This is a genomic window from Paucibacter sp. B2R-40 (assembly GCF_025717555.1).
GTDB lineage: Bacteria > Pseudomonadota > Gammaproteobacteria > Burkholderiales > Burkholderiaceae_C > Paucibacter_A.
On the sequence record NZ_JAJIRP010000009.1, the window covers coordinates 170,470 to 184,640 of the forward strand.

The window sequence follows — 14,171 nt, forward strand, 5'->3', positions numbered from 1 at the left end:
AGAGGGCGCTATGCTGCGCAGGTTCAAGCCGACTTCGACATCAAGCCATGAGTGCGACCCAGCCCCTTTTCTTGCCAAACGATGGCCAGCCGCGTTGCCTGTGGTGCGCCGCCGCAGCGGGCGATGCCGGCTATTTGCACTATCACGACAACGAGTGGGGCTTCCCTGTCGATGAGGACCGGCGCTTGTTTGAAAAGCTATGCCTTGAAGGCTTTCAGTCCGGGCTGTCTTGGCGCACGATTTTGAACAAGCGGGCCGCGTTTCGGGCCGCATTTGCCAATTTCGAGATCGAGCGCATGGCCCGGTTCGATGCCGCTGATATTGCCCGTTTGCTGCAGGATGCCGGCATCGTGCGGCATCGCGGCAAGATCGAGGCCGTCATCAATAACGCGCAACGCTGCCAGGAGTTGGTGGCCGAGCAAGGCAGCCTGGCGGCGTATATCTGGAGCTTTGAGCCGGCTGCGGCGGCCGCGCCGGTGATGGCAACCGAGTCGGAGGCCTCACGCGCGCTTTCCAAGGACTTGAAGCGGCGCGGTTGGAAGTTTGTCGGGCCCACCACCATGTATGCGTTCATGCAATCGATGGGCTTGTTCAACGACCATGCGCTGGGTTGCGTCACGCGCAGTCGGGTCGAGCAGGCGCGCCAGGGTTTTAAGCCGCCGAAGGTCGTTTTGCGGGCCTGAACAGGCTGGGCCGCGCCTGCTTCACTCGCCATGGGGGCAGGCCAGGCGGTGCAGCACGCCATTGCTGGCAATCCGGTCACTGCTCGGGTGCAGCGCCTGGGGTTTGGTCCAGCTTGAGGGGGCGCAACTGATGAGCCCCAGGGGGCTGAGGCTCAAGGCCTCACCGCCCAGATTGGGGAGGTGGCCGCCCCAGGGCATTTCATCGCTGAGCCAGCGGCCTGCTACGAGGTGGCGGCCAAGCAGAGCCTCCACACGAAACTCTTCGGTGGCATGCCGGCCGGCTTTCACTTGCGCAGTCCAAGCGCTATTGCAGGGGGCCAAAACGGTGATGGGGCCGCCGCCGCTGAGCCAACTGCTCAGGCCGGTGCGGTGCAGCGCGCTGAGAAATTCGCTGTGCGCAGGGCTGTCGGCCAGCAGCTCCAAGAGGCCGCGCTCGGCGGGTCGCAGCACGCGGTCGATCAAATGGGCGGCCGGAGTAAGCCCAGGTTGGGGGGCGAGTACACCGAGGATCTGGCCATGCCGGCCTTGAGCGTCGCGCAGGCGACCATCCCCAAGCAGCTGCAAGATGCCTTGGCCCGCGGTGCGCAGCAGTGTGCCCGGCCGGGCTGAAGCCAGGGTCAGCCCATCCAGCAGCACATGGCCCAGCAAGATCTGGCGCAAGCGCGGCAGGTCCGCGCAGAGCTCGGGCCAGCTCAACTTCAGTTCATGCAGCAAGTCCATGAAGGCGCGGTCGCTGGGCACCAGCAGTGCAAGCGTGCCCGTGCTGTTCAGCAGGCTGCTGAGCCCGGCGGCTTGGAGGGCTTCGCGCCAGCAGCCATCGCCCAAGTCCAGCGCAGCCGGATGGCGCAGTGCGCGTGCGGGCATTTCCAGCAGATTTGCCGGCATGGGCCGCTGCAAGCGCTGTGCCGGCAAGGCTGAGTCTGTGGGTTTGAGCCAGTTCATCATGGTGTGGGCGTGATGTTGGGATTTGAAGTAGGGCGAATTCGGTGGCGAAGCAGCTTGAATGAAGCGCTGGTCAAGAATGTGAACTAATCAGTTCAAATTGTCAACTAAATGGTTCACTTGTGAATCAATTGGTGTCATTGGTAACTGGCTTGTCTTTTTTTGGCCGACCGGCGGCATAGAATCGCCGCATGGCCAAACTCTCATTCCGTGAACAGCAGTTGCAGGTGCGTGAAGACGCGATCGTGGCGTCGGTGAACCGATTGCTGGCCGAAAAGGGCTTCGATTTGATGACGGTGGACGAGGTGGTGGCCGATGTCGGCATTGCCAAAGCCAGCCTGTACAAGCATTTCACTTCCAAGGAAGAGCTGGCCGCTGCGGCCATGGTGCGGGTGTTGGAGCGGGCGCTGGCCGAGATGGCGCGCCTGCGTGAGCAGGCCCCTGATGCGAGCCCCTTGGTCCAGCTGCAGGCGGTGGCACGTTGGACCATGCGGGTGCAACTGGCGGGCGAGATGCCCTCGCTGCCGGCCCAGAATTCCAGCTTGCGCGCCGCCTTGCTGGCGCACAAGGTCTATCTGGACTTGTTGATGCGTCTGTCCGACGAGTTGGGCGAGTGGATCACAGCGGCGCAAACAGCCGGCGACTTGCGGCCCGATTTGCCGCCCGAGGTGGTGCTCTACACCTTGTTTGCGCGCGCCTGCGACCCGGTACTGGGTTTGCTCAAGGCCGGCGGCCAATACAGCGACGAGCAGATCATCGAGATCTTGCTGCTCAGCTGCTTTGGCGGCTTGGCGGCCCCGCAATCGGCACTCAAGCGCAAGCCCAGCAAGGGAGTGGTGCCGGCCCAAAAACAGACCCCGGCGAAGCGAAGTCGCGTCAGTCCTTAAAATCCGCCATCGCCCAAATCAAAGCGCAGGCCCGTCAGGCCTGCCATACCGCCATGAGCAAGAGCAATTTCTGCATCGCCCCCAGCCTTCTTTCCGCCGACTTTGCCCGTTTGGGCGAGGAGGTGCGCGACGTGCTGGCGGCCGGCGCCGACTGGATTCACTTCGACGTGATGGACAACCATTACGTGCCGAATCTGACCTTCGGGCCTATGGTCTGCGAGGCCTTGCGCAAGCATGCGGTCAAGCCGGACGGCACGCCCGCGCTGATCGACGTGCACCTGATGGTGGAGCCGGTCGACGCCCTGGCCGTCGCTTTTGCCAAGGCCGGCGCCGACATGATCACCTTTCACCCCGATGCGTCCAAGCATGTGGACCGTACGCTGCAGCTGATCAAGGCCGAGGGCAAGCAAGCCGGTCTGGTGTTCAACCCGGCCGAACCGCTGGACGTGTTGGAGTGGGTGATTGACAAGGTCGACATGATCCTGATCATGAGCGTCAACCCGGGCTTTGGCGGCCAGAGTTTCTTGCCGAGCGCGTTGAAGAAGCTCGAACAGGCGCGCCGCATCATCGAGCAAAGCGGCCGCCCCATTCGCCTGGAAATCGACGGCGGCGTCAAGATCGACAACATCCGCCAGATCGCCGACGCCGGCGCCGACGCCTTTGTGGCCGGCTCGGCCATCTTCGGCAAGCCCGATTACAAGGCCGTGATCGACGCCATGCGGGCCGAGTTGGCGCGCTGAATAGCGCCATGCCCTCGGTCCTGTTTGTCTGCACCGCCAATATCTGCCGCTCACCGATGGCCGAGGTGCTGCTGAAGGCGCGCCGCGCCGGCTTTGGCGCAGGGGCTGCCGATGCCTTCAAGCAAGTGGCCTCGGCCGGCGCGCGCGCCGCACCCAGGGGCGAGCCCATCGATGCGCGCGCTGCGGCGGCTTTGCAGCGAGCCAATTTGCAGCTCGAGAAGAAGTGGCGCTCGCAGCGGGTTGAGGATGATCATTTTGATCGTTATGATTTGATCCTGGCGATGGAGGCCGACAACCTGAAACACTTGCGCCAGCAATGCCCACCGGCGCAGCAGTCTCGGCTGCACTTGCTGCTGGACTTTGTGCCGGGCATGGCCGGTCAGGATGTACCCGACCCCTACTTTGGCCCGGCGGCGGGCTTCGATCATGTGCTCGCCTTGCTGGAGCGCGGCGTGGCGGGCTTGGCGCTGGCTTGGCGCGAAGGGCGATTGCTGCCGTCTTGAACGGGGGTCGGCAGACGATGATGACGCATGCGCAGTGATGGCGCAGGCTGCTGCGGCGGGCCGAAAGCGCCCAAGCGGTAGTTGCCCGGCGCTCGCAGCAGCGCCTGCGCGCCGGGCTGCAAGATGGTGTCCTCGAGGTGCCCATCTCGCGTCAACCACAGGCTGCCCTGGATCACATGCACCAGCAAGGTTTGGCCAGCGTGCAGTTTCAGTTGCTGACGGGTGGCGTCAGCCGGCAAGTCGAGTTGGGTGCGCCGCGAACCCGGCAGCGCGGTGATGTTGGTTCGGGTGATTGGGCTGTCCATGACCCACACTTTGCGGCCTTTGTGGTGCACAGCCAGCCAAGGCCACCTCTCTCAGTGACCCAGGCGGTGGCCTTGTACGAGGCTTGCACGGCAGAAAAGATCCGAATGGCACCGGGTTCAATGGTCAGCGCCAGCGCGCGTTTTCGGCATGGCCTCAGGCTCAGTGTGGGTGGGCGCTGGAGCAGCGAGCGCCCGCAAGCCATGTGCCGAATCGGCGTCTTGGCCACACAGATGTTGGACGTGGCCTTGGGCAGCCGCGCAGCCCAAGGCCGGCTCAGGCTTGCAGCCCGCGCTCGGCCGCAGGCCTCACCCCTTCGCAGGCAAAGTCAGGCCTCAGGCCTGACTATGTCCGGCTCAGGCTTTCTTCAGAAACTCCGACTTCAGCATCAGGCTGACACCGTCGATCTTGCAATCGACGTCGTGATCACCGTCCACCAAGCGGATGCCCTTGGCCTTGGCGCCCTTCTTGAGTGTGATGGATGAGCCCTTGACCTTCAGGTCCTTGACCAAGATGACCGAGTCGCCGTCGACCAGGATTTGGCCATTGGCGTCGCGCACGACCTTGGCGGTCTCATCAGCCGGGGCGGCCTCGGCCGCATCGTTCCACTCATGGCCGCAGTCGGGGCAGATATTCATCTCGCCATCGCGGTAGGTGTTCTCAAGTGTGCAGACAGGGCAGGCGGATGGCGTGGACATGGTCAAGGTTCGGAACAAGATGCGGGGCATCTAATGTACGCGAGGCCGGGTCTGGCGCACGGGTGGAGATGCCGTTAGGCACAAGTTAGGCACAAGTCACCGACAAGCGTCATACTGCGGCTGGCAAAAATTCTGCAAATAAACAGTCGGAGCATCACCATGACCTTCTTGATGAAAACGAGCCGCAACAGGACTTCGGGCCTGGCTGTCGCTTGCTGGGCCCTTGCGGCTTTGAGCTTGACCGCGCCAGCGCAGGCTGCAGCGGCAGAGCCGGTGGACCAAGCGCTGAAGGCGGCGATCGCAGCCTCGCACCGTACGCCCGCCAATGTGGCCCGTGACCCCGCCCGCCACCCCTACGAGACATTGACCTTCTTTGGCATCAAGCCAAGCTACACGGTGGTCGAGTTGTCTCCCGGCGGCGGCTGGTACACCGAGATCTTGGCTCCCTATTTGCGCGACAAGGGGCAGCTGATTCTGGCCGGTGACGACCCCAACTCTGAGACGGCCTACTTCCAGCGCAGTGCCGCCCGCATGAAAGAAAAGTTGGCGGCCCTGCCGGCCGTCTATGACAAGGCGCAGGTGACGGTGTTCGCGGCCGGCACGGGCAAGCTGGATTACGCCAAGCCGGGCTCGGCCGACCTGGTGCTGACCTTCCGCAATGTGCACAACTGGATTGGCACAGGCGAGGAGAAGGCGCAGGCCGTGTTCAAAAGTGCCTACACGGCGCTCAAGCCCGGCGGCACTTTTGGCGTGGTCGAGCATCGCCGCCCTGCCTCGGTCAAGCAGGACGAAAAGGCCGAGAGCGGCTATGTGCACCAGGCCTACGTGATCCGCATGGCTGAAAGTGCCGGCTTCAAGCTGGTGGCCAGCTCCGAGGTCAATGCCAACCCCAAGGACACGGCCGACCATGAAGGTGGTGTTTGGTCCCTGCCTCCGACCTACGGGCTGAAGGACAAGGACCGCGCGAAGTTCGAGGCGATCGGCGAAAGCGACCGCATGACACTGAAGTTCGTCAAACCCTGAGTTCACGCGGATGAGCCGGCCCTTGTCGACCCGCCGCATCGCCTTCATCGGCGCTGGTCGCCTGGGCCAGACTTTGGCTCGTGCCTTCAGCACTGAGGGTTTGAGCGTGGTCGCCGTTGCCAGCCGCAGCGCCGGTTCGGCCAAAGCCCTGGCCGCCCAACTGCCCGACTGCCGGGCAATGACGGCGGCCGAGGCGGTGGCGGCAGCGGATCTGATTTTCCTCACGGTGCCCGATGATGGGATCGCTTCGTTGGCTGCCGCGCTGCCTTGGGTGCCCGGTCAATGCGCGGTGCATTGCAGCGGTGCGACCGAGTTGACGGCGCTGGCCGCAGCCGCTGCGGCGGGTGCGCAAATCGGCGGCTTTCATCCGTTGCAGATATTTTCAGACCCGGCGCGGGCGATCGGCTTACTGGCCGGCAGTGCGGTGGCGATCGAGGTTAGCGCCGCCTCTCAAGCCTTGTTGACCGACTTGCAGGAGGTGGCCAGTCTGTTGCAGATGAGGCCGCTGCACTTGCAGCCCGGCACGCGCGCGGCCTATCACGGCGCGGCCAGTTTTGCGGCCAGCTTTTTATTGTCAATGCTGGATGAGGCGACGCAGGTCTGGGGGCAGATCGGCTTGCCACCCGAGGCCGCGCTACAAGCGCTGCTGCCTTTGGCGCGCGGCACCTTGGATGCGGCCGCTGCGCGTGGACTTGCCGGCGCCTTGTCCGGCCCGATTTCGCGCGGCGATCATGGTGTGGTGGCTGCGCATTTGCAGGCCTTCGACCGGCTTGGCGGCCGACATGGCGATTTTTACCGCGACTTGGCCCGACGCCAACTCGGCTTGGCGCGCGCGAGCGGACGTCTGGACGAAGCCGCTTTGCAGCGCTTGGCCGCGCTTCTAGAATCCAGGCCATGAATCTGGATCCCGCGACGCTCTACCTGGTGCTGACCGTGGTCGGCCTCTTGATGGCGTTCTGGGTTTGTTTCATGGCCTGGGGACAGCCTCTGGGGCACGCACTTTGGGCCTGGGCGCTGGCGCTGCTGGCTTATACGGCCAGCCACGTGGTTTTCGGCTTGCAAGCGGTGTTGCCGGAAATGGTTTTTCTGCTGGGCGGCAGCACGGCCTACGCCGTCGCCTTGGTCTTGATGTTGCAGGCGGTGCGGCGCTTCCAAGGCATTGAACATGCCGGGCGTTGGTACCTGGCGCCCTTGCTGCTGATTCCGCTGTTGTATGTCTCGCTGGCCGAGTACAGCACGATACGCGTGGTCAGCTCCTCCTTGGTCTATGTCTGGCAGATCGGGTTGATCATGGCTGCCTTGCTGGACCCCAGCCAGCCCCAGCATGGTCGCGGGCGCTACATCTTGGTCGGCGCATTTGGCGCCATGCTGCTGATGCTGTTGGCGCGCGCCGTGTCGGCGGCTTTTGGTTTGATAGACACCCATAACCTGAGTGCCAGCAGCCGCAACCTCGGGCCGGTGTTCCTGGTCTCACTGTGCGCGGTCTTGAGCATCACGCTGGGTTTTGTCTATATGACCATGGAGCGGGCCGAGCGGCGCAATTTTGAGCTGGCGATGAAGGATATGTTGACCGGGCTGGCCAACCGGCGCGCGATCAACGACCAGTTGGCAGTGACAGTGGCGCGGGCGCAGCGCCAGGGGCAGTACCTGAGTGTGCTGATGCTGGATATTGACCACTTCAAACGGGTCAATGACAACTACGGCCATCAAGCCGGCGATGTAGTTTTGCGCAGTGTGGCGCAGGCTTTGCAGAGTCGCTTGCGAGCTCAGGATCAGATCGGACGCTTCGGCGGCGAGGAGTTCTTGGCTATCTTGCCCGACACCAGTTTGGATGGTGCGCTGGTGCTGGCCGAAGCCTTGCGCGCGGCCGTCGAGGCGAGCCCAACGCAATGGGGTGCGCACCGCATCGCCACCACCATCAGCATCGGCGTGCGCGGCGGCGCGATCACCGGCGGCGACACGGCAGACAGCTTGGTGGCGGCCGCCGATGCCGCGCTCTACCGGGCCAAGCAAGGCGGGCGTAACCGGGTCGAGGTCGGCCTGGCGACGACGCCTGTGTCTGCCCTTGGGTCAGCATCACCAAGCGTCGTAGCCGGCGCGATCTGAGCACTATGTTTACCGTCTACGGCCTCAATGGGCGCATCTTCAGCGGCAGGATGGAAGGGCTGCGCGAACTCAGTGCGGTGCAGTCGGTCGCGCGCGTCAGGGCAGTCGAGGCCGCCACGCGCCGCGGCGATGATGGTTTGGCCGGCGTGATCTTGGCCGGGCCGGCACCCGACACGACCTTGGCTGCATTGGGGGGAGCCGAGCCGCCGCCGCGTGCCGCCGTCGCCGCCTATGCACAGGCGCAGGCACTCGGCACACATGCAGGGTCCGAGCGGCATGTGTTGAGTTTGGTCGAGCAGTTGATGAGTCTGGACCTGCACACCGTGCCGCTGGCCTCGACCGTGGCGCAGGGCTTGGCCATACTCAGCCAAGCGCGCGTGGGTCAGGCGCCGGTGGTGAATGAGCAGGGCCGCTTGGTTGGCTTGCTGCTCCGGGCCGATTTGCTGCCCGGGCCCGCTAACTTTCAAGATGCGCAGGCCTGGAGCGAATGGTTGGCCGCGCCGGTGGCTGCCGTGATGTGGAGCCCGGTGCCGGCGGCTCGGCCCGACACGCCGATTCGAGAAGTCGCGCAAGCCTTGCTTGAGCTGCGCTTGCCGGGCTTGCCGGTGGTGGACGATCGCGGCGATATGTTGGGCTTTTTATCCCGCACCGACATCTTGCGGGCACTCACGCGTGAGGCGCCCTTGAATCTCTGGAGTTGAGGCGCCTCGTCTATTGCCAGTTCAGCGGATTGACGCGGTAGTAGTCGCAAAGCAAGCCATACAGTGCTGGATGCTGCTGGGCCAGCGCCAGCGGCCGCTCATAAAACAACTCGCTGCTGACGGCAAAAAACTCCGCCGGGTCGGTTGCGCCGTAAGGGTCAATCAGGCCTGTTTCGCCCATCGACAGCCGAGCGCGCAAGGCGTCGTATTCGTTTTGCATCACCGTTGACCAAACCCGGTAGGCTTGGCGGCTGGCCAGTTCGGGCGCGCCATTGGCATGCCCTTTGGCCTGGTCGAGTTGATGCGCGAATTCATGGATGACGACATTGTGACCATCATCCGGGTCGGCGGCCCCCGCTTGCACATCGGTCCAGGACAGCAAGACCTGACCCTGTGCCCAGCTCTCGCCGGCCAACGCGCGGCGCTGCTCCATCTGCACACCGCCCGCTTGATTGACCGGGCGGTCCACCACAAAGGCGCCGGGGTAGAGCAGGATCTGCTTGAGCTGCGGGTAGTAGCCGCGGCGCGCACCCAAGAGCGGCAAACAGGCTTGCGCGGCAATGCTGACGCGCATCTCATCCGTCACCGTCAGGCCGCCGCAGCCGAGGATAGGTTTCTCGGCCAAAAACACCTGAATGTCCTGCTTCAGCCGCATTTGCAGATCGGCGGGCAGGCGCTGCACCAGGGGCACGCGGCGTCGCAGGATGCGCCGCCAAGCCTGCGGGAAGGGCTGCTCGCGCAGCTTTTGCCGGCGCCTGCGCTGCAGCAGCGGGCCACCGGCCAGCCAGGCAATCAGGCCCAGGCCAAAGGCGATGGTAAGCAGCAGAGGCAGGGCGTTGATGTCCATAGCGCACCACATGGGCGCGTTTGTGTTGATTGCAAGGGCGGCCGAATGACTTAGGCTTGTGGGCATGCAAAGCTTCAGTTCACCCCGCACCGCGCCCCCGCTGCAAGCCTGGCAAGTGATCGTCGGCGGCATCTGCGGCCTGATTCTGACCATAGGCTTGGCGCGCTTTGCCTACACGCCGCTATTGCCCCTGATGCAGGCGCAGGCGGGCTTGTCCGATGTGGCCGGCGGCTGGCTGGCCTCAATCAACTACCTCGGCTATATGAGCGGCGCTCTGCTGGCCGCCTGGATTGACGACGCCCGGCTGCGCCAGCGCCTCTATAGCGCCGGCCTGGTGTTGAGCCTGTTGATCACCGCGCTGATGGGTCTCAGCGACAACTTCTGGGTCTGGGCCCTCTCGCGTTACCTGGGCGGCCTGTGCGGCGCGGCCGGTATGTTGCTCGGTTCCGGCCTGGTGCTGAATTGGCTGATGCGCCATGGCCGGCGGCCCGAGCTGGGCCTGCATTTTACCGGCCTGGGCCTGGGCATTGTGGTGTCGGCGCTGGGTGCGTTTGTGATGAGCGGCTGGTTGATGACTTGGTCGCAGCAATGGCTGGGCTTTGCGGTCCTGGGATTGCTGTTCTTGCTGCCCGCTTGGGGCTGGCGGCCGCCGGTGCCGCCCACCTTGAGCGGTTCACATGCAGCCCCCAGCAGCCCATCAAGGCGTTGGATGGGTTTGATGACCTTGATGTACTTTTGTGCCGGCTGGGGCTTTGTGATCAGCGCCACCTTCACCGTCGCCATCGTAGAGCGCCAACCCTTGCTGGCAGGCCAAGGCCCCTGGGCCTGGGCGCTGGTCGGCCTGGCCGCGACGCCGGCTGTGTTTCTGTGGGACAAACTCGCGCGCCGCTGGAGCGAGCTGGGGGCTTTGCTGCTGGCTTTTGCCTTGCAGACGGTGTCGGTGCTGCTGCCGGCTTGGTCCGCCAGCTTGGGCGCTGCGCTGGCGGGCGCTTTTTTGTACGGCGCCACCTTCATCGGCATCGTCAGTCTGACCCTGGCCTTGGTCGGCCGCCGCGCGCCCAGCAATCCCGGCAAAGCAATGGCCCGCCTGACGCTCAGCTACGGTTTGGCGCAAGTCTGCGCGCCGGCCTTGACCGGCGCCCTGGTGCAGGCCAGCGGCAGCTACCGTAGCGCGCTGTGGATCACGGCAGCGGTGCTTGCACTGGGCATGGGTTTGTTGCTGACCTTGCTGCGCACCCGTGCTGAGGCCGATCAGACGGCCTAGGGCTTCAAGAGCGGCAAGTTTCCTCGGTTCGGAGCTATTTCTGCTCGGTACTGTGGTTTTCCCTATGAAACCATGAAATCTGTCAGGCGGATCTGGGTCGAACTGGCTAAGGTGAGCTGACTGTCTGGCAAACATCGCTTGCCAGGCGCCGTCCCTTCCCAGACTGGAGTTCGCCATGTCCTATGCCCTAGCTTGCTTGGTCGATGTTGCACATTCGGGGGGTGGCAAGTGTTGCCGCTTCGAGGCGGGGCCTACTCGCCTGCGCCGGCGCGCTTGGCGGGCGGCGGCGCTGACGCTGTGCTTGCCCTTGGCCGCCCAGGCGCAGGAGTTCAGTGGCTCTGGTTTTGCTTCCCTGGTGTTGGGTCGAAGCTTTGGCGACTGCGTTGCCGGCAATCTGTCGCCCAAATTCAACAGCGGCTGCACCCGCTACATCGCCGATTGGGGCCACGCCGGTGTTTACGACGACGACATCTCGGCCAGCCCGGAGTCGCGCCTGGGTCTGCAGGGCACGGTCAAGTTCAATCCGCAATGGAGTGCCACCGCGCAAGTGACCGCGCGCACCCTGACGAATCAGCATCTGAACCTGGAATGGCTCTACCTGAGCTACCAGATCGCGCCGGAATGGACGCTGCAGGTCGGCCGCAAACGCCTGCCGCTGTATTACTACTCTGACTTCCAGGATGTGGGCTATGCCTACAACACGATACGCCCCAGCCCCGATGTTTACGGCTGGGACGTCGTCAACTACAACGGCGCCAGCCTCAGTTACGCCACCGAAGTGGGGGCCTGGACGCTGCGCACCGAGGTCTTGGCGGGCAGCGAGAAGAGCAAAAAGAACCCCTACTCAAGCCTCTATAACGAGGCCGACAAGACCGTGGAATGGGGTGGCGTGGGCGGTGCGACCTTCGAGTTTTCGCGTGACTGGTTTACCGGCAGGCTCAGCTATGTGCGCAGCAAGTTCAAGCAAACCGACCGCGACAGCGGCGTCGTCGAGGTGGACTCGAACGGCCCCAAGCAGAGCTTTCTAGGCCTGGCCCTGAACGCCGATTGGGGCGATTGGATTGTGCGCAGCGAGCTCGGCCGCGCCGATCGCGAGTCTTTGAATTACAAGGCCAACTACTTTCTCGCAACGTTGGGCTACCGGATGGGCAAGTTCACCCTTACCGGTGGGGCCAGTGCCTACCGGGAGTCTTCCTATGACGAGCAGGTCTACAAGCCGGTCAAGCTGAGCAGCGGCCTTGTGGCCTTGCGCTACGAGGTGCACAAAGACGCGGCGCTGAAGCTGCAGTTCGATCATGTGCGCGATAGCTCCAGCGTGCCCGGCGCTGGCAGCGCGCGGGTCTTGAGCGCGTCCTATGACTTGGTCTTCTAAGCACTCATCCAATTCGCACTTTTTCAAACAGGAGATAGACATGAGCAAGAAACTATTTGGGAGCCCGCGTGCAATGCTGGCGGCGCTCTTGATGATGATGCTGAGCACGCTGGCGCAAGCGCAGCTGGCCGTGATCGTCAACCCCAAGAGCTCGCTCAGTACTCTGACGCCCGAGCAAGCGGCCGGATTGTTCCTGGGCAAGTCCAGCACGGTGCCGGGCGGCGGCCCGGCTTCCTTGGCAGACTTGCCCGATTCGAGCGCCGTGCGCGAGCAGTTCTACAGCAAGGCCGCAGGCAAGACTTCGGCGCAAGTCAAGGCCGCATGGTCGCGCCTGACCTTCTCCGGCAAGGCCACCCCGCCCAAGGAGTTGGCGACCGCCGCCGATGTCAAGAAATACGTCGCCGCCAATGTGGATGCGATCGGCTATATCGAAAAATCAGCGGTCGACGCGACGGTCAAGGTGGTGCTGGTGGTGGAGTAAATCAGGCCTCGGGCTCGCTTTGAGCGGAGTCCCGGGCTGGCGCGCGCTCCTCAGCAGCTTTCTTCCTACGCTTGCTGGTCTTATCTTTACGGGTTTCTTCGGCCGCGTCGGCGGCCGCCGCCCATTGCTTGAACTCATCGGGTGTTTCCAGCGTGATGCGTCCCAGAATGCACTGGCGGAACTCGTAGATCAGCACCTCGGCGGCTTTTTGCAAATTGACCCGGCCGCCGCTGAGCATGGCGCCGCGCTTGCGGCCGATGGCGGTCAACAGTTCTTCGTCGCTCAGGCCCGCCACATCCTGCAGCTTGTAGCGCTCTTCGACTTGGCCGGCGTAATGCTGGCGTAGCCGCGCCAGCAGTTCCAGCGCGACCTCTTCTTCCTCAAACGCGTTGCGGCCAATCGCGCCACTGGCGGCCAAGTTGTAGCCGCTTTCTTCGATCGTGATGCGCGGCCACAGCATGCCCGGCGTGTCGAACAGATAGAAGTCGTTCTCCAGCACGATCTTCTGTTCGATCTTGGTGATGCCGGGCTCGTCGCCGGTCTTGGCGATGCGCTTGGTCGTGATGGTGTTGATCAGCGTGGACTTGCCCACATTGGGGATGCCGCAGATCAACACCCGCACCGGCTTGACCATGCCGCCGCGCAGCGGCGCCAGTTCACGGCAGGCCTTGATCAAGGCTTGGGCGGGAGCTTTGACGCTGGCATCCAGGCCGATCGCCCGCGTGTCGGGCAGCGCGTTGTAATGCGCCAGCCAGAGTGCGGTGCGCTCGGGGTCGGCCAGGTCTTGCTTGTTCAGCAGCTTGAGCGTGGGCTTGCCTTCGGTCAGCTTGGCCAGCAGCGGGTTGGCGCTGGAGCCGGGCAGGCGCGCGTCCAGCAGCTCGATCACGACGTCGAGACCGGCCTTCATGCGATCGTTGATCGCATTGCGGGTCGAGTTCATATGCCCGGGGAACCAGTGGATGGCCATTGTTCTTGTTTCTTTCTAAAGCGCTAGATCGCTGTCGCAGGCTGCCGCAGCCATTTGGCTTGGCGCATTCAAGGCTTGATTGTCGCGGGTCCGCGCCTGAAACATTGCTTACCTGTTGTTGCAGCGTTGCGGCGGCGTTGTTGCATGCTCGAAGCAGAGGTAATAACAGAGGTGGGCCGCGATGCCCTGGCCTCGCTCCCAAGGCCCAAAGAGGCCAAGGAGTCTTTCACTGAGTGAGGTCCATCATGCGTTTCGAAGGCAGTTTGGCGGTCTGGCATATCGATCGAGGCTATGGCTCGGTCGTGCCCGATCAAGGCGGCCAGGCGCTATTTATTCATGTCTCGGCCTTCCCGCCCGAAGGGCCGCAACCGGTCGTCGGCGAGCGGCTCAGCTTCGAAATTGTGACCGGACGAAACAATCAGAAACAGGCCACCCGCGTGCAACGATTGAAATCCAGCCCGGTCGTTTCTGCGGCGATGGCACCCTCGCGCAGCCATGGCCGGCGTCCGCCGCTCAAATCAGAGCGCCCTGGCTTGGTCTTTGTGTTGCTGGGCTTGGCGGTGGCGGCTGCGGTGCTGAGCTGGTGGGAGTTCAGTCATGGGGACGGGCAACACTTCGCTCGTTTGGTGTCCAGTGCCCACACGCTGCGTTGAG

General features: G+C 63.8%; 17 protein-coding genes. 12 read left to right on the plus strand and 5 right to left on the minus strand.

Annotation, left to right across the window (positions count from 1 at the left end; translation table 11 throughout):
- The first annotated feature begins 47 nt into the window (after nt 1–47).
- Nucleotides 48–683, plus strand: coding sequence for a DNA-3-methyladenine glycosylase I (locus LNV09_RS18355; RefSeq protein WP_263558520.1), 636 nt, complete (start codon nt 48–50; stop codon nt 681–683).
- 21 nt (nt 684–704) lie between these two features.
- Here the strand turns inward: LNV09_RS18355 and LNV09_RS18360 are convergent, their stop codons facing one another.
- A complete protein-coding gene (locus LNV09_RS18360) occupies nt 705–1,628 on the minus strand; it encodes a fasciclin domain-containing protein (protein ID WP_263558521.1) in 924 nt (307 codons plus the stop codon).
- A gap of 188 nt (nt 1,629–1,816) precedes the next feature.
- Here LNV09_RS18360 and LNV09_RS18365 point away from each other — a divergent pair, with 188 nt between their 5' ends.
- The 3 genes from LNV09_RS18365 to LNV09_RS18375 are packed head-to-tail and all read left to right on the plus strand — an operon-like array spanning nt 1,817 to nt 3,755.
- The gene (locus LNV09_RS18365) at nt 1,817–2,512 is read left to right on the plus strand and encodes a TetR/AcrR family transcriptional regulator (RefSeq protein WP_263558522.1); all 696 of its coding nucleotides are present in this window, start codon (nt 1,817–1,819) and stop codon (nt 2,510–2,512) included.
- A 53-nt stretch (nt 2,513–2,565) separates the two neighbouring features.
- Entirely contained in the window at nt 2,566–3,252 is a 687-nt protein-coding gene (gene rpe, locus LNV09_RS18370) for a ribulose-phosphate 3-epimerase (protein WP_263558523.1), read from the plus strand.
- 8 nt (nt 3,253–3,260) lie between these two features.
- Nucleotides 3,261–3,755, plus strand: a complete 495-nt coding sequence (locus LNV09_RS18375) for a low molecular weight protein-tyrosine-phosphatase (protein WP_263558524.1) — start codon at nt 3,261–3,263, stop codon at nt 3,753–3,755.
- On the opposite strand, the gene LNV09_RS18380 is transcribed toward LNV09_RS18375, so the two are convergent.
- Nucleotides 3,677–4,060, minus strand: coding sequence for a DUF2917 domain-containing protein (locus LNV09_RS18380; RefSeq protein WP_263558525.1), 384 nt, complete (start codon nt 4,058–4,060; stop codon nt 3,677–3,679). The genes LNV09_RS18375 and LNV09_RS18380 overlap by 79 nt on opposite strands.
- 354 nt (nt 4,061–4,414) lie before the next feature.
- Nucleotides 4,415–4,756: a zinc ribbon domain-containing protein YjdM gene (locus LNV09_RS18385; RefSeq protein WP_263558526.1), complete on the minus strand. Its 342-nt coding sequence runs from the start codon at nt 4,754–4,756 to the stop codon at nt 4,415–4,417.
- Between the two features lie 159 nt (nt 4,757–4,915).
- On the opposite strand from LNV09_RS18385, the gene LNV09_RS18390 reads away from it, so the two are divergent.
- Genes LNV09_RS18390 through LNV09_RS18405 form a run of 4 tightly spaced genes read left to right on the plus strand, consistent with a single transcriptional unit; the run spans nt 4,916 to nt 8,586 of the window.
- On the plus strand, nt 4,916–5,779 hold the full coding sequence (locus LNV09_RS18390) for a class I SAM-dependent methyltransferase (protein ID WP_263558527.1): 864 nt from the start codon (nt 4,916–4,918) through the stop codon (nt 5,777–5,779).
- 10 nt (nt 5,780–5,789) lie between these two features.
- Nucleotides 5,790–6,677: a Rossmann-like and DUF2520 domain-containing protein gene (locus LNV09_RS18395; RefSeq protein WP_263558528.1), complete on the plus strand. Its 888-nt coding sequence runs from the start codon at nt 5,790–5,792 to the stop codon at nt 6,675–6,677.
- A complete protein-coding gene (locus LNV09_RS18400; protein WP_263558529.1) occupies nt 6,674–7,885 on the plus strand; it encodes a GGDEF domain-containing protein in 1,212 nt (403 codons plus the stop codon). The genes LNV09_RS18395 and LNV09_RS18400 overlap by 4 nt, the downstream gene beginning before the upstream one ends.
- Before the next feature lie 5 nt (nt 7,886–7,890).
- Nucleotides 7,891–8,586, plus strand: a complete 696-nt coding sequence (locus LNV09_RS18405) for a CBS domain-containing protein (RefSeq protein WP_263558530.1) — start codon at nt 7,891–7,893, stop codon at nt 8,584–8,586.
- Between the two features lie 10 nt (nt 8,587–8,596).
- Here the strand turns inward: LNV09_RS18405 and LNV09_RS18410 are convergent, their stop codons facing one another.
- Nucleotides 8,597–9,433: a M90 family metallopeptidase gene (locus tag LNV09_RS18410; RefSeq protein WP_263558531.1), complete on the minus strand. Its 837-nt coding sequence runs from the start codon at nt 9,431–9,433 to the stop codon at nt 8,597–8,599.
- A gap of 64 nt (nt 9,434–9,497) precedes the next feature.
- On the opposite strand from LNV09_RS18410, the gene LNV09_RS18415 reads away from it, so the two are divergent.
- The 3 genes from LNV09_RS18415 to LNV09_RS18425 all read left to right on the plus strand — a co-directional run bounded on the left by LNV09_RS18415 (nt 9,498) and on the right by LNV09_RS18425 (nt 12,550).
- Nucleotides 9,498–10,697, plus strand: a complete 1,200-nt coding sequence (locus LNV09_RS18415; protein ID WP_263558532.1) for a YbfB/YjiJ family MFS transporter — start codon at nt 9,498–9,500, stop codon at nt 10,695–10,697.
- Between the two features lie 175 nt (nt 10,698–10,872).
- Nucleotides 10,873–12,069: a hypothetical protein gene (locus LNV09_RS18420; RefSeq protein ID WP_263558533.1), complete on the plus strand. Its 1,197-nt coding sequence runs from the start codon at nt 10,873–10,875 to the stop codon at nt 12,067–12,069.
- Nucleotides 12,070–12,109: 40 nt separating this feature from the next.
- Nucleotides 12,110–12,550, plus strand: coding sequence for a type 2 periplasmic-binding domain-containing protein (locus LNV09_RS18425; RefSeq protein WP_263558534.1), 441 nt, complete (start codon nt 12,110–12,112; stop codon nt 12,548–12,550).
- A gap of 1 nt (nt 12,551) precedes the next feature.
- Here LNV09_RS18425 and ylqF read toward each other — a convergent pair whose 3' ends face one another.
- On the minus strand, nt 12,552–13,517 hold the full coding sequence (gene ylqF, locus LNV09_RS18430; RefSeq protein WP_263558535.1) for a ribosome biogenesis GTPase YlqF: 966 nt from the start codon (nt 13,515–13,517) through the stop codon (nt 12,552–12,554).
- 245 nt (nt 13,518–13,762) lie between these two features.
- On the opposite strand from ylqF, the gene LNV09_RS18435 reads away from it, so the two are divergent.
- Complete coding sequence (locus LNV09_RS18435; protein WP_263558536.1) at nt 13,763–14,170, plus strand: cold-shock protein; 408 nt, start codon at nt 13,763–13,765, stop codon at nt 14,168–14,170.
- Nucleotide 14,171: the final 1 nt, after the last annotated feature.

Excerpts from the sequence above, each read along its gene's own strand:
- LNV09_RS18405 (WP_263558530.1), top strand. The coding sequence starts at position 7,891 with ATGTTTACCGTCTACGGCCTCAATGGGCGCATCTTCAGCGGCAGGATG.
- LNV09_RS18390 (WP_263558527.1), top strand. The coding sequence starts at position 4,916 with ATGACCTTCTTGATGAAAACGAGCCGCAACAGGACTTCGGGCCTGGCT.
- LNV09_RS18395 (WP_263558528.1), top strand. The coding sequence starts at position 5,790 with ATGAGCCGGCCCTTGTCGACCCGCCGCATCGCCTTCATCGGCGCTGGT.
- LNV09_RS18410 (WP_263558531.1), bottom strand. The coding sequence starts at position 9,433 with ATGGACATCAACGCCCTGCCTCTGCTGCTTACCATCGCCTTTGGCCTG.
- LNV09_RS18415 (WP_263558532.1), top strand. The coding sequence starts at position 9,498 with ATGCAAAGCTTCAGTTCACCCCGCACCGCGCCCCCGCTGCAAGCCTGG.
- LNV09_RS18420 (WP_263558533.1), top strand. The coding sequence starts at position 10,873 with ATGTCCTATGCCCTAGCTTGCTTGGTCGATGTTGCACATTCGGGGGGT.
- LNV09_RS18435 (WP_263558536.1), top strand. The coding sequence starts at position 13,763 with ATGCGTTTCGAAGGCAGTTTGGCGGTCTGGCATATCGATCGAGGCTAT.
- LNV09_RS18380 (WP_263558525.1), bottom strand. The coding sequence starts at position 4,060 with ATGGACAGCCCAATCACCCGAACCAACATCACCGCGCTGCCGGGTTCG.
- LNV09_RS18385 (WP_263558526.1), bottom strand. The coding sequence starts at position 4,756 with ATGTCCACGCCATCCGCCTGCCCTGTCTGCACACTTGAGAACACCTAC.
- LNV09_RS18400 (WP_263558529.1), top strand. The coding sequence starts at position 6,674 with ATGAATCTGGATCCCGCGACGCTCTACCTGGTGCTGACCGTGGTCGGC.
- LNV09_RS18355 (WP_263558520.1), top strand. The coding sequence starts at position 48 with ATGAGTGCGACCCAGCCCCTTTTCTTGCCAAACGATGGCCAGCCGCGT.
- LNV09_RS18360 (WP_263558521.1), bottom strand. The coding sequence starts at position 1,628 with ATGATGAACTGGCTCAAACCCACAGACTCAGCCTTGCCGGCACAGCGC.
- rpe (WP_263558523.1), top strand. The coding sequence starts at position 2,566 with ATGAGCAAGAGCAATTTCTGCATCGCCCCCAGCCTTCTTTCCGCCGAC.
- LNV09_RS18375 (WP_263558524.1), top strand. The coding sequence starts at position 3,261 with ATGCCCTCGGTCCTGTTTGTCTGCACCGCCAATATCTGCCGCTCACCG.
- LNV09_RS18365 (WP_263558522.1), top strand. The coding sequence starts at position 1,817 with ATGGCCAAACTCTCATTCCGTGAACAGCAGTTGCAGGTGCGTGAAGAC.
- LNV09_RS18425 (WP_263558534.1), top strand. The coding sequence starts at position 12,110 with ATGAGCAAGAAACTATTTGGGAGCCCGCGTGCAATGCTGGCGGCGCTC.
- ylqF (WP_263558535.1), bottom strand. The coding sequence starts at position 13,517 with ATGGCCATCCACTGGTTCCCCGGGCATATGAACTCGACCCGCAATGCG.